This is a genomic window from Leptospira adleri (genome assembly GCF_002811985.1).
Lineage (GTDB): Bacteria > Spirochaetota > Leptospiria > Leptospirales > Leptospiraceae > Leptospira > Leptospira adleri.
On sequence record NZ_NPDU01000083.1, the window covers coordinates 1 to 12,500 of the forward strand.

Annotated in this window: 12 protein-coding genes; 5 read left to right on the forward strand and 7 right to left on the reverse strand. The window is 44.1% G+C overall.

What is annotated here, in order from left to right:
• Both CH376_RS20640 and CH376_RS20645 read left to right on the forward strand, forming a co-directional pair.
• Positions 1-653 (forward strand): ABC transporter permease (locus CH376_RS20640; RefSeq protein ID WP_100788342.1); only part of this gene is annotated, 653 nt, incomplete at its 5' end.
• 156 nt (positions 654-809) lie between these two features.
• A complete protein-coding gene (locus CH376_RS20645) occupies positions 810-1,670 on the forward strand; it encodes an SDR family NAD(P)-dependent oxidoreductase (RefSeq protein WP_100786713.1) in 861 nt (286 codons plus the stop codon).
• Between the two features lie 37 nt (positions 1,671-1,707).
• Here CH376_RS20645 and CH376_RS20650 read toward each other — a convergent pair whose 3' ends face one another.
• From CH376_RS20650 to CH376_RS20660, 3 genes are all read right to left on the reverse strand, one after another.
• Positions 1,708-2,904, reverse strand: coding sequence for a helix-turn-helix domain-containing protein (locus CH376_RS20650; protein ID WP_100786714.1), 1,197 nt, complete (start codon positions 2,902-2,904; stop codon positions 1,708-1,710).
• A 132-nt stretch (positions 2,905-3,036) separates the two neighbouring features.
• Positions 3,037-4,725 (reverse strand): hypothetical protein, encoded by a 1,689-nt coding sequence (locus tag CH376_RS20655; RefSeq protein WP_100786715.1) that lies wholly within the window; start codon positions 4,723-4,725, stop codon positions 3,037-3,039.
• Between the two features lie 98 nt (positions 4,726-4,823).
• Positions 4,824-5,237, reverse strand: a complete 414-nt coding sequence (locus CH376_RS20660; protein WP_100786716.1) for a nuclear transport factor 2 family protein — start codon at positions 5,235-5,237, stop codon at positions 4,824-4,826.
• A 181-nt stretch (positions 5,238-5,418) separates the two neighbouring features.
• Between CH376_RS20660 and CH376_RS20665 the strand changes: the two genes are divergently transcribed.
• Positions 5,419-5,775 (forward strand): MerR family transcriptional regulator, encoded by a 357-nt coding sequence (locus CH376_RS20665; protein ID WP_100786717.1) that lies wholly within the window; start codon positions 5,419-5,421, stop codon positions 5,773-5,775.
• A 48-nt stretch (positions 5,776-5,823) separates the two neighbouring features.
• Here the strand turns inward: CH376_RS20665 and CH376_RS20670 are convergent, their stop codons facing one another.
• Positions 5,824-7,212 carry a flavin-containing monooxygenase gene (locus CH376_RS20670; RefSeq protein ID WP_100786718.1) on the reverse strand — a complete coding sequence of 463 codons (1,389 nt, stop codon included), beginning with the start codon at positions 7,210-7,212 and terminating at the stop codon, positions 5,824-5,826.
• Between the two features lie 140 nt (positions 7,213-7,352).
• Between CH376_RS20670 and CH376_RS20675 the strand changes: the two genes are divergently transcribed.
• The gene (locus CH376_RS20675) at positions 7,353-8,003 is read left to right on the forward strand and encodes a TetR/AcrR family transcriptional regulator (protein ID WP_100786719.1); all 651 of its coding nucleotides are present in this window, start codon (positions 7,353-7,355) and stop codon (positions 8,001-8,003) included.
• Between the two features lie 296 nt (positions 8,004-8,299).
• A complete protein-coding gene (locus CH376_RS20680; RefSeq protein ID WP_100786720.1) occupies positions 8,300-8,737 on the forward strand; it encodes a carboxymuconolactone decarboxylase family protein in 438 nt (145 codons plus the stop codon).
• Positions 8,738-9,021: 284 nt separating this feature from the next.
• Here CH376_RS20680 and CH376_RS20690 read toward each other — a convergent pair whose 3' ends face one another.
• The 3 genes from CH376_RS20690 to CH376_RS20700 form a co-directional block, all read right to left on the reverse strand.
• On the reverse strand, positions 9,022-10,518 hold the full coding sequence (locus tag CH376_RS20690; RefSeq protein ID WP_100786722.1) for an ABC-F family ATP-binding cassette domain-containing protein: 1,497 nt from the start codon (positions 10,516-10,518) through the stop codon (positions 9,022-9,024).
• A 654-nt stretch (positions 10,519-11,172) separates the two neighbouring features.
• Positions 11,173-11,538, reverse strand: a complete 366-nt coding sequence (locus tag CH376_RS20695; RefSeq protein WP_100786739.1) for a DoxX family protein — start codon at positions 11,536-11,538, stop codon at positions 11,173-11,175.
• A gap of 186 nt (positions 11,539-11,724) precedes the next feature.
• A complete protein-coding gene (locus CH376_RS20700; protein ID WP_125231956.1) occupies positions 11,725-12,480 on the reverse strand; it encodes a DUF2182 domain-containing protein in 756 nt (251 codons plus the stop codon).
• Positions 12,481-12,500 lie beyond the last annotated feature (20 nt).

A 12,500-nucleotide genomic window follows, 5' to 3' on the forward strand; every position in this document is an offset into this window, starting at 1 on the left:
TTGTTTTCGGCTCGGCCATAGGATCGAGAATTCAGAGAGTGGACGGCGTCGATTACGGATCTTTTATCGTTCCGGGTTTGATCATGTTATCGCTGTTAACCGAAAGTATATCGAATTCTTCCTTTGGAATTTATTTCCCGAAATTTACCGGAACGATATACGAAATTCTTGCGGCTCCGATTTCTATGCTCGAAATCGTGATCGGTTTCGTCGGCGCCGCGGCGACAAAATCCGTCATTTTGGGAACGATCATGCTTGCCACCGCTTCCCTCTTCGTTCCCGTCAGAATCGCACATCCTTTTGTGATGATTCTTTTTCTGCTCCTGACTTCCATTTCCTTCAGCCTCTTCGGATTTATCATAGGGATTTGGGCCGATAGCTTTGAAAAACTTCAGATCATTCCCATGCTGATCATCACTCCTCTCGTATTTCTCGGCGGAAGTTTTTATTCCGCGAGCATGCTCCCTCCTTTTTGGCAGAAAGTCACCCTGTTCAACCCGGTGCTTTATCTCGTGAGCGGTTTTCGCTGGAGCTTTTACGAAATCGCGGACGTAAGCGTCGGGGTGAGTTTGGGAATGGTTTCCGTCTTTTTATCCGTCTGCATGTTTTTGGTTTGGTGGATCTTTAAAACCGGATATAAAATCAAAAAATAAGATTTTAATATTCAATTTTTATCATACATTCTTTTTTTTAAGAAAATATGATAAAATCCTTGATCGTTTCTCCGAATCTCGCTTAGCTACCTTCTCGAAAGTGGAGAATTTGTCTTCTTCGCTTTCGAAGTCAAATTCTAAACCTAAGTGAACGTTATGAAACAAAAGCAAACTTCCGTCTCCGGAAAAAAAGTTTTTATCTCCGGCGGATCCACTGGCATCGGGAAAGGCCTTGCGCTCGAGTTCGCAAAATCGGGAGCAAGCGTGGTTATTTCGGCAAGAGGAAAGAAGTCGCTCGAAGAAACCGTTAAGGAACTGAAAAAAGTCGGCGCAAAGAATGCCGTCTTTGACTTCGTCGTCGCCGACGTCAGCGATATTTCACAAGTAAAAAAAGCCGTTCAAAAAACCCTCCGAATCCTCGGCGGTCTGGATCTTTTGATCTGTAACAGCGGTTATGCGAAGGTAGGCAAAGTAAACGATCTGAAAGAATTCGATTTTCGAAATCTGATGGAGATCAATTTTTTCGGTCACGTAAACGTTGTACGCGAATTCCAAGATCATTTTATAAACCAGGGCTCGGGCGATATCGTTCTTGTTTCCTCTATGCTCGCGACTTTTTCCATCTACGGTTACGGAGCATACTCTGCCAGTAAATTTGCGATCACCGGCTTCGCACAATCCCTTCGTCAGGAGATGATGCTTCATAATGTTCGCGTGAAAATTTTCCTTCCTCCGACCACGGAAACTCCAGGACTCGTCAAGGAAAACGAGGACAAACCGGATCTCGTAAAAGAAATCGAAATGGGTTCCGCTCTCAACGCAGTTCATTCCGTCGATAAAGTCGCCAAGGCGTTCGTTTCCTGGCTGCCCAAGCGGAGTTTTATAGGTTACGCTACGTGGGATTCTTGGCTTCAGTATTTTTTAGTAAGACATTTCCCGGAATGGACCCTGCTACTTGCGGACGGCGAACTGAAGTCGGCGCAAAAAAGGTTGGATCGAAAAAAAGCGGAGTCTTAATTTTAAAACGCATTCGTTCATTAGAATATTCTAATAACTAAATTGACGGGGCCTTAAAAAGGCCCGATCGAAATTCGCTCGGCGTCTTTCCTGTTTCGGATTTAAACGCCTTGTTGAAGGCCGCCTTCGATTGGAATCCGGATCGAAAACCGATATGCAGCAGGTTTTCGTCTTTAGTTTTCGGATCCATTAGGAGTTTTTTGGCCTCTTTCACTCTATAGAATCCAATAAAATTGAAAAAATTCTTTCCGAGTTCTATATTGATCGTCATCGATAGATGATGGGCCGGGATTTTGAGCTCGTAAGATAATTCGGGCAAAGTAATCCGGTCGTTCAAATACGGTTTTTTCTCTTCCATATAATCCAGAATTCTTCTGATATGTTCCTTTCGCTCTTCGATTGAAAGGGTTTGTTTCGCGTATTTGTCCTCGGTCTTGGCGTCGTAATTATCGGTTGAGGTTTCGTTTTTGGGAATTCTTCCGATCGCGAATACTTTCGGCTTGCGGACGACGTAGTAAAAGATCAGATAGATAAACGTCAGATTGATCAAACCTTCCAAAGGAGTGATCGGAATTTTGCTTACCTTTAAAATTCTTAAAACGAAAATAAGAATATAGGCGACTAACATGAGTAAGTTGAAACTCAGGAAAATTTTCAGCCAGATCAGTTTGGATCGATCGTCACTCGAATAATTTTTCTCGAATTCCATATCGTATTCCACGATCAACTTTCCCGAGATAATTAGAAAGTAACACGTATAAAGAATTACGGATAACAAAAAGAAGTTGGTATAAACGGCGACCATTCCTTCTTGAGCGAAAATGCCTTCGTCGGTTTGGAACTCTGGAAACCCGATAAACGCGGCGGTAAACGATAGGAAAAAGATCAAAGGCGCGATCCAACCTCGAACCCATTCCCTCTTTTTGATCGCCTCTCCAAAAAGACTGCTCCGAGCGTAAAAATAAAAAAGAGGTCCGAACCAAAAAACAAAAGGGAAAGTTAGAAACGGAAGGTAGATAGACAAAGCGGAATGAGCAAGGAAGGAATAACGCGTCAAAAATACCAAAGAGAAAATCGCGAGAATTTCGCCGAGTAATCGTGAAGGAGGACTTTCCTGAGGATTGAGCCGCAGAAGAAAAGCGAGAAAAACCGAGACGCCGAAACTTAACAAAGCGATCATCTGCGACCAAGAATCCCATTGTATTAGTGCGAAGATATTTTCCGACTCAAGCATCTTTCGTCCAAAAGGGAAAGCCGTTACGTTCCACCGGCTTTCTTTAGGAGTGATTTTGAATCAGTATGCTTTGAAATTCCTTCTGGTCATCTCAATTTTTACAATTTAAGAATACAAATTCGGATCGTTTTTTCATTCTAAAACGATATAACCGAAATTTATCTCCCGGTTGGAAGTTCCCGGGAACTCGCAGAGTGCTCCGTTTTCGGACCAATATCTCATAACGAAAGAATGGTAACCAGCCGGAAGAGTTTCCACGGACAAAATCGAAATAGGATCGTGTTGCGCATTCGTTCCGGAAGCGCTCATTCTCGCGGATAAAAATAAATCCCCGTTTCGCTCGACCCCAATCTTACACGTGTTAGACGAACTTTTGAAGTTCCCGGCTTGAAGAAAGAATAATATCCGAGCGCTCTGAGAAATCGTCAGCTCAAGGGAAGATATTCCGCTTACATCCAGAAAACCATTCCCGGAACTCGCGTCCCATCCCGTAGCTCTCCAAAAAATTTGACTCTTCAAACTCGGTTTAAACTGAATTGCATTTAAAACCGACGGCGCCGTTGGAATCGCGGACACGTTCGAGATAACGTTAGACGCGCTCTGTGTATTCCATCTCCCCTGAAAATTATGATTCCCGGCAGAATACTGCGTTAAACCGAACAGGCTGGAAGGCGTACGGGCGTTGTTCTCCGTAAAGTTAAACGTTCCCGTCGACTCGACCGTCGAGGAATCGGAAAGGATATTCGGATAGTAGAAAGCGCCCGCAACGCTGAGAGGAGAATTCAAGTGCATCGCGTAAAAAACCGGAGAAGCCTCGTTTAAATTTAGATCCAGATTCAATCCGGATATTAAGGTCGGCGAAGTCGAATTTGTGGAACTCGTCGACGAAGAAGCGAACGAAGAACTCGAATACGTGGAGAGCGTCTCCAAGATGACGACGCTAAAGGTGGATTTAAAGGAACCCGCCAACACCGGAGAAGAGGAATCGCTGCAGATCTTTGGACTGAACGTATGAACGCCCGCAGGAAGACCTATGATACGCGAGTTCGTACTTGAAAATTCCGCGGAAGAGATTTGTTTCAATCGATCCTGAGCCAGAATCATCGTTCCATTCCAGTCGATCCCTTGTCTGATCAATGCGAACGGATCGGAGTTCGTTTTAAAAAAGCCGTTATAAACGAGCAAAGCCCTTGAAGGAATTCTAAGATTGAGAACGATCGGACTCCAAGGTGAAACGTCCAACATCGATCCGCAAGCATTGGAAGCATAAGTCTGATCTCCTCCGGAATAACTGCTCGTAACGATCAAAGGAGAACAACTCACCTCTAAAATCAAGTCGTCTTTGAAAAGCCCCTCGGGTTCTCCGATCGAACAAGTCTGATGATCGGGTTGCGCGATGATCTCGAACGAATATTCCTCTTCCGGACTCATATTTTCAAAAATCAAATTTCCTCCCGAATCGATTTCTCGAATCAGGTTCTTTTTGTTTTCACGGATCGTCAAACCTCCCCCTTTAACGCTCGTTAGGTTAAAAGAGATCTTAGGTCCGATATCCGCTGTCGCCTGCGCAGCAACCGGGCGACACGCGGCGGATTTGTATCCCAAAATTCGTCCAGTCTCCTCTCCGAAGATCGTTTGTAGCAACGTATCCTGTTGATACTGCGCACTACTCGGATCGCAAACATTGTCGATCTCTGCGGGTTTGCAAAAAGCGGCTCCCGCAAAAACGTAGATCGCCAAAAAAATAGGGGTCCGGAATCGGATCCCCGTCGAAGAGTTGGGGTCATTTGAACCGACTTTCGCATTTGCTATTTTCAACATCGTTTGCGCGAGTAGCTCCTGATACGAAAGAGTCTAACGGCGAAAGGACGATTCGTCGTCTCAGCTTGGAAGGAAAGACCATTTTTTAAGAATATTTTTCATTTTGATACGTTTGCCTTTTCGAAAGCGGCCGAATCCTCGTAAAAATGATAACCGAAAATCCGGTTGTCGCGGATGACACATTTCAAGGCCCAATCACTGTTGAACAGATTGCCGGTTGTCTTCAACTTGTGCACAAAGCTCCCGTTTGCAAAAGCGACATTGCCTTCTCCGATCACGGAATCTACGGAAAAGGATTTCGTATCGAAGTGAGTTCCTAAATTGGAAAGAAATTTCTTGAGTCCTTCCTTACCTTTATAAGATCCGTAAAGTCCGGAACGATCGGAATCGTTCCTTACCGCGACGATAGAAACGTCGTCGTGAAAAAGATTTAGAATTCCTTCGAAATCGCCGTTTCCGAAAGCCGAAAAAAAATCCTTCACGACATCCGCGCTCGGTTTTGGTTTTTCCATTGTATTTAATTCTCCTTAATTGTAGATTATCTACAATTCTATAGACTCCCTTTCGTTCAAAAATTGTAGATAATCTACAATTTTTTCCCGTAATCGCCGTATTTTTTCTTCTTTAAAAAATACAAAAAGAAGATCCAATGACTAAAAAGAATCCCTCGATTCCGTATCTGTAGTGGAAACGATGAAAAAAAGACCGAACTCGGCGAAAAATCAAGAGCCAGATCCCAAAGAACTGGAACTCGATTTGGAAATTTTAGGGAAACTCGTGGTTGGAATCGGCGAGGTTTCGGAAATAACGCAGATTCCGATTCGAAAAATCCGTTATTGGGAAGAAAAGGGAATCATCCGCTCCCTTACGGAAGAAGAAGGTAAGAATAGAAGATACGATTATTTGAATATTAAAAAAATATTATTGATTAAGGAACTTTTAGACGAAGGTTTTACTCTCGAAGCCGCGGCTAAAAAAGTGGACAACCGTATCGCTACGGTAAATTCGGTATTCGAACGGCTGACTCAACCGAAAAGAAACAAACCTTAGAAACGTCCGCCTCCAATTTGTCGGAGACGGACCGCCTGAAACATACGTTTATTTGGACGCCGCCGGTTCTCCGGAAACGACCTTCGAATAAACTTTGTAGAGAGATTTTTTGCCGCCCGGCGGTTTTCCGATATCAATCCCCGCTTTCAGTAATTCGGCTTTTAATTCTTTTCGAAAAGCGTGGTAGTCGACTTCCACCGCGTGACGTTGTCCGCCGCCGAAAGAAAAATGGGGATGTTCGATTTCGTATTTTATTGCGGCCTTTAGATCCTTCGGTCTCTCATATTTTCCTAATATTTCCATACAGGCAAGTTTAGCCTGGTAATCGGCCATAGGCCAAATACAACCCACCGGCTGAAAGAGTCCGATAAAATAAAGATTCTTATAATCGTTGTGCATCATCTTTCTAAAAAGAGGAATCTTTTCTACGTATTGAAAATCGATAAACGACTTGTCGAAAAATGGAAACGTGGTCCAGAATCCGGTGCAAGCGCAGATGATATCGAAACGTTCCCTGACTCCGTTTACGAATTCGACCTCCTTTCCGTGAAGAGCTTTGATCGCAGGTCGAGGTTTAATTCTTCCATGACGAATGAAATCCAAAAGATCCGAGTTTAAAGTCGGGTGATGGCTCAACGCCAAGGTCGTGTTTTCGGGAAGACCGTAATTCTTATACGGTCCTTGAAGAATGTGAAGAAGTTTGGTCAATGCAAATTGTTTGATCTTGGCCGGGATCCAACTCGGAGTGGTCGCCGCAAAAACATCGGAAGGCATTCCGAAAAGGAATTTTGGAAAGAACCATTGCGGGCTTCTCATCGATAACTTTACTGTATTGGCGACGCGCGCGGATTCGACCGCAACGTCGCAAGCCGAATTGCCGCCTCCGATCACAAGAACGTCCTTCCCTTTCCATTCGTTCGTAACTCCCTTAAAATCGTGGGAGTGAATGAATTTTCCCGTAAACTTTCCCGGATATTCGGGATATTTCGGATTCCAGTGATGTCCGTTCGCAACCATAAGAACGTCGAAAACTTCGACCTTCTTTTTTTTGGAAGCGTCCAGGTACTCCACCTTCCAATTTCCGTCTTCCATTCTTGTGATCTTTTGAATCGTATGATTAAATCGGATTTTCTTATATACTCCGAAGTGTTTAGAATAAGATTCGAAGTAGGCTTGCAATTGTTTGTGATTAGGATACTCGGGATAATCTTCGGGCATAGGATAGTCTTCGTACTCGGACCAGACTTTGGAACTTATGATATGCGTGTTTTCGTAAACGCTGGAGTGTCCCGTTTTGGAATTGAATACCCAGTTCCCTCCGACCTTATCGTTTTTCTCGAAAACGACAACGTCTAATCCGTATTGAATGCAATTCTTTGCGGCGGTGATTCCGCTCGGTCCCGCTCCGACCACGCAGACTTTGATGTTCGGCTTCATCCGATTCTCCTTTGTTATCCGAGAACATTCGTTGACGAAATCTCAAATCCAACAAATGTTACATTTTTCGAGAGATCTTAGTGATATAGCATTTGAGTGCAAGAAATTTTTAAACCTCGGAAAGAAACTATAAATAACAGATGTTAGCCCTAAATCCAAAGACGAAACATTCAAAGAATGGAAAGACGACTCTTGCGAGATCCAGAACTCCCCTTCAAGAACGTTCTCAACAGAGAGTGGCGGTCGTTTTAGAAACAGCGGAAAGGATTCTTGAGAAGATCGGTCCCGAGGAAACCTCGATTCCTGAAATCGCAAAGGTTTCCGGAATCCCGAGAGCGAGTATCTATCAATTCTTTCCGGACAAATACGCTCTTTTTACTCACCTCGCCGAAAAACATCTCGCAAAGGTCGGTGAAATTCTGGCCGCAAAGGGAGCGAAGAATTCCAAAATTCACTGGGAGAAGTTGGTCGGAGTTTTGGTGAATTCGGCTTCGGATTATTACGATTCCACTCCGGTCGCCAGCATACTCGTGTTAGGCGGTCCCTTCAGCAGGAAAGCATACTTAGCGCAGGAAGTTACGATCGATCATATCGGGGCGGGCGTTCGCGTTCAACTTGCAAGTTTGGATTCTCCCTTGATTCTTCCCAAAAAACCGGACGTCGCCACCCTAGGAGTAGAGATCGCTTTTGCTTGTATGAAAAGAGGTTATTATCTGGAAAATAGGATCTCGAAGATGATGAGAGAACAGGCGACACAAGCCGTAATCGCTTACTTCAAAAACTGGAAATAGAGGACGAAAACCTCGAATCCCGCGATCCGTTTTTTTAGAATCAATCCAGTCGATTCCTAAATGAGGAAAAAATAATTCTAAAAATTACACCTTTGCGTAAAATTTTGACCTTTAAGACACCCTTGTGATCCGGAAATGTATGAGTTCCTACTTTTTCCGATGCGTAAAAAAAACTTTTCAATCGAGTTTTCTCTTTGAGAAAGATTCGCGGATTTTTCGAAACCTCCCGATAAATTCCTGCTTTTCGTCACAAAAAGAAAAATTCCGAGTCTTCCTTCTTAGAAAAGGAAGACTATATGGAAACAAGATTGAACTACGCAAAAGTTTATCCCGAATCTTTACAAGCGATGTTGAAGATGGAGGAATTTGCAAAACAGGGCGGAATCGAACCGGTTCTCTACGAACTCATTAAGATTCGTTCTTCTCAGATCAACGGTTGCGCGTATTGCATCGATATGCATACGAAAGATCTAAGGGCCATGGGGGAAGCTGAAAAAAGAATCTATCTTTTGGACGCGTGGAGAGAAGCGACTTTCTATTCCGAAAAAGAAAAGGCAGCTCTGGAACTGACCGAAAAAATCACCAAAATTTCGGAAGAAGGCGTTCCCGACGAAACCTATGAAAGAGTGAGAAAACATTTCGGAGAAAAGGAATTTGTGGCGTTGATCATCCTGATCAATACGATCAACTCTTGGAATCGGATCGCGATCTCGACAAGAATGCACGCAAACTGAGGATTCTTCCTGGAAAGTTTTCCCTAAAGTTCCAAATAAAAGAAATCGAGTTGTGTCGTTCTAAACGCCTGTTCTAAAACCGTTTTACAAAAGGTTCGGATTTTCAAAGATGCGGGAACTCTCGCAAAAAGAAGAAAATCCGAATCTGGAAAAGAGAGAATTTCCCTCTTCGGAAGACTGCATTCTTCTTTGATTTGAAGGCAAAAGTAGGAACTCCTTCTTTTTAAGAATTCTTACGGACGACCTTTCCTTTACAATCGAAACGAACGCGGGAACTCCCCTGTTCAATACTCTTCGTCGGACCAACCTACGTCGTTTAAAAAATCCTCGTAAGAACCGTCGAAGATTCGGATCGTATCGTTATCAAAAACGATCAACTTAGTCGCGACCGCGCGAAGGTGCATCTCGTTGTGAGTCACCATGATGACGGAACCTTCGAATTCGTCGATGGCCTCGATGAGAGAATCGCAGGATTGCATATCCAAGTGGTTCGTGGGCTCATCGAGATAAAGGAGATGACAAGGAGTCACAAGAATTTTTCCAAGAAGAACGCGGCTTTTTTCTCCGCCCGAAAGGACCTTGATTTTTTTGAGGGCTTGATCTTCCGAAAACATAAGACCGCCCGCGATGTTTCTCGCCTGCCACTCGGTGCAGGATTTATCCGAACTCATGATCTCTTCGACAACGGTCGCGTTCTCGTTTAAGTTGAGTTTGTTGGTCTGACCGAAATAACCTTCTTTCAAAATCGGATGTTTTTTTACCGTCCCCCGAGAAGGAACGTTCTCACCGGCGAACATCTTGAGAAGAGTGGACTTTCCTTTTCCATTCTTACCGATGATGCAGATTCTGTCCCGATTGCCGACGCTGATGGAAAAATTTTCAATCAGGAACGGCTCTTTTCCATCGTAAGAAAAAGAAAGATCTTCCGCGGAAAGCATCTGACTCGCGGCGAAAGGCGCGCTGTTGAAATACAACTCCATATCCTGAATTTGTTCGAGAGCCTTCATCTCTCCTTGTTTCTCCAACTTCTTCACGCGGGACTGAGTGCGGCTCGCAAAACTCGCTTTCGCTTTGAACTTGGCGATAAAGATCTCTTCTTGTTTTCTTTTTTTTGCCTCGTTCAGCCGGGTTTTTTCGTAGATCTCTTCCGCCTGATTGATCTGGTTGTAGAGTTTTTCCGTATCTCCCTGAACCTTGATCGCCTTGGTTCTATGAATCGCGACTGTGTGCGTAACGACCGCGTCCATAAAACTTCTATCATGAGTTACTAATATGATTTCACCTTCCCATTCCCGGAGGAATTCTTCCAGCCAACGGATCGTAACGATGTCGAGATAATTGTTCGGCTCGTCGAGCATGAGCATGTCGGGAGCGGAGACGAGAAGTTTTGCGAGATTCATACGAATCTGATAACCGCCCGAAAACTCGGAAGGGTTCCGTTCCATATCGGCTTCCGAAAAACCGAGACCGGAAAGAATTTTCTCCACTTGCCAGGTTTCATATTCTTCGCCTTCGGGAAGACCGAGGGCGCATTCTTCCAAGACGGTGGGTTTTGTAAAATGAAGGTGCTGTTGGAGATGACCGATCTTATAACCTTTTGGAACGGAGATGGTTCCGGAATCCGGTTCGACGTTGCCGAGGATCATCTGAAAGAGGGTCGACTTTCCGTGACCGTTACGGCCGACAAGACCGACTCTTTCGCCTCGATTGATCGTAAGACTGAGATCGTCGAAAAGAACTTTTGTTGTGAACGCCTTGTTCAGGCCTGAAATTTTAATCATCTTAAGAAAGCTCGCAAAGGGTTGAAGGAAGAATTTAGTCTACGTCCCGATCCCCGAAAACGAACGGAGAAAAGAAGAAGATAAAATCCGAAAAGGAACTTTCAAAAGCTCCCTTTCCTGCCAAATTTATAGAAAGGCCCTTTATTTCACTCAAAAATACGCCCATTCTCCATAGTAAAGAAAGGAAAAAAAACATATCGACGCGAGGAGAAATGCCCGATTCTTACGTTCTAGTCGTTTCGAGAACAAAGAGGAATGGATTGAACCGAACGAAAAGCGAGGCGCGCCTGCAATCAAAATTAGTCCGAAAGAAATTCATAATATTCTAATATTCAAATGTATTTCCTTTAAAATCGTCTGGGCGTTTCCCGCGCAAAAAGACAAAAAAGAAAATTCATTCGTTCTAAAGAGGATTCAAATTGTTTACCGCGCGGGTCGGGCTTCTACAGGCTCCGCTCCGCTTCGGCCCTAACGGGCCGCTACGCGCCTTTCGAATCCCTAACGCAAAGATAGAAAATCAAAACGGATTCTAAAAAGGAGGATATACGAAAAATAATTCCGCGTATTTCAAAAGAAAAAATCTTCCCTAATCCCGAAAGAAACGGACTGAAAATCCATTCTCATTTCTTTCGGAATGACAATATATCTGAATCATCATTCTACGTCCTTCACACTCCAAGCCCAGAATATAAAGAGAAACTGAAACGGAAGACGAACATAAAGGGCCCAGACGGGAACGCCGAAGTCTGTACCGGCGAGAGCCGCCTGCAGCATGTAGACGTTTGCCGGAAGAACCGCGATCAAAAGCGCGATGATTCCGAAACTGGCGAGCCTTCGAAGAGGCTGCAAAAATAAAGCGAGCCCCAGAACGATCTCCGCAACGCCGCTCACGTAGTTCAGAACCGAATGATAGGGAAGATAAGGAGGCATCATTCTCAAATAGAATGGAGGATTGAGAAAATGATTGAGTCCCGCCAAAACATAAAAGACGGCCATCGCATACAAAAGAATTTTTTTCATGAAATCTCCAATGGAGGAAGGATTGTATCGATAAGACAAAAAAGGGAAGAGTTTTTTAATCAATGAGGGAAAAATAAATCTCGTCCATCGTTCCGGACATTTCGATCGATTCCGAAAAGAAATCAGGGATTATAATCGATCTTCAGTAAGCCCTTTACCGGAAGAATGTCTACGAACGTCTTTCTCTCAGAATGATTTCCCAATAAATAGAAACAAACCCCATCCGATCAAAGCGACTCCCGTCGTTTTACGAATCGAAAATTTACCATCGATCCATTTTTCCGCCAATACTAAGGCGGTCAGACCTATCATCCAGGAAAGACTCATCACCCCTCCGACGAACATAAGAAGCATCAAAAGAAGACAACACCCCACGCAGTAAACCCCTTGCGACCAACCCATCTGGAAGGCGCCTAACGCACCTTCCTTCCAGGAAGTAAGAAAAAAACCGAGAGGCGATTTGCATTGAGAAAGACATCGATCTTTGAGACCGCTGAACTGAAAAATTCCGGTCGCAATCAAAAGGCCTGCGCTCCATTCCATCGAGTGAAAGGAAAGATCGGAAGAAAGTAAATCCAACCGCAAAAGAAGAAACTGAAGCGCCGTTCCCAGAAGGCTATAACCCGCCCAAGCGGAAAGATAACCTAACACGATATAAATTCCTTTTCCCATTCCGAAAAAGGATCTCTTAGAATTTCTACTTTGATCCATCTTCGCAAACAAAAGAACCGATTTCAAAAAAGAAGGAAGCATCATTGCGACCATCATCAACACCCACATGCAAAAACTGATAACGACCCAAGAAAAAGAAAACGCGGCCGAATGAGTCGCGCAGTGAGCGCCGCCGCTCCAGTGCATCCAGGACATGTCATACATCGCTATCCATGAAATCGCAATCAGATTGAACATCATTCCCAAAAGTACGATTTGCTCCGGATTCAAACGATGCCGAAAAATTCCGC

Excerpts from the sequence above, each read along its gene's own strand:
- CH376_RS20695 (WP_100786739.1), bottom strand. The coding sequence starts at position 11,538 with ATGAAAAAAATTCTTTTGTATGCGATGGCCGTCTTTTATGTTTTGGCG.
- CH376_RS20670 (WP_100786718.1), bottom strand. The coding sequence starts at position 7,212 with ATGAAGCCGAACATCAAAGTCTGCGTGGTCGGAGCGGGACCGAGCGGA.
- CH376_RS20645 (WP_100786713.1), top strand. The coding sequence starts at position 810 with ATGAAACAAAAGCAAACTTCCGTCTCCGGAAAAAAAGTTTTTATCTCC.
- CH376_RS20655 (WP_100786715.1), bottom strand. The coding sequence starts at position 4,725 with ATGTTGAAAATAGCAAATGCGAAAGTCGGTTCAAATGACCCCAACTCT.
- CH376_RS20675 (WP_100786719.1), top strand. The coding sequence starts at position 7,353 with ATGTTAGCCCTAAATCCAAAGACGAAACATTCAAAGAATGGAAAGACG.
- CH376_RS20690 (WP_100786722.1), bottom strand. The coding sequence starts at position 10,518 with ATGATTAAAATTTCAGGCCTGAACAAGGCGTTCACAACAAAAGTTCTT.
- CH376_RS20680 (WP_100786720.1), top strand. The coding sequence starts at position 8,300 with ATGGAAACAAGATTGAACTACGCAAAAGTTTATCCCGAATCTTTACAA.
- CH376_RS20660 (WP_100786716.1), bottom strand. The coding sequence starts at position 5,237 with ATGGAAAAACCAAAACCGAGCGCGGATGTCGTGAAGGATTTTTTTTCG.
- CH376_RS20665 (WP_100786717.1), top strand. The coding sequence starts at position 5,419 with ATGAAAAAAAGACCGAACTCGGCGAAAAATCAAGAGCCAGATCCCAAA.
- CH376_RS20650 (WP_100786714.1), bottom strand. The coding sequence starts at position 2,904 with ATGCTTGAGTCGGAAAATATCTTCGCACTAATACAATGGGATTCTTGG.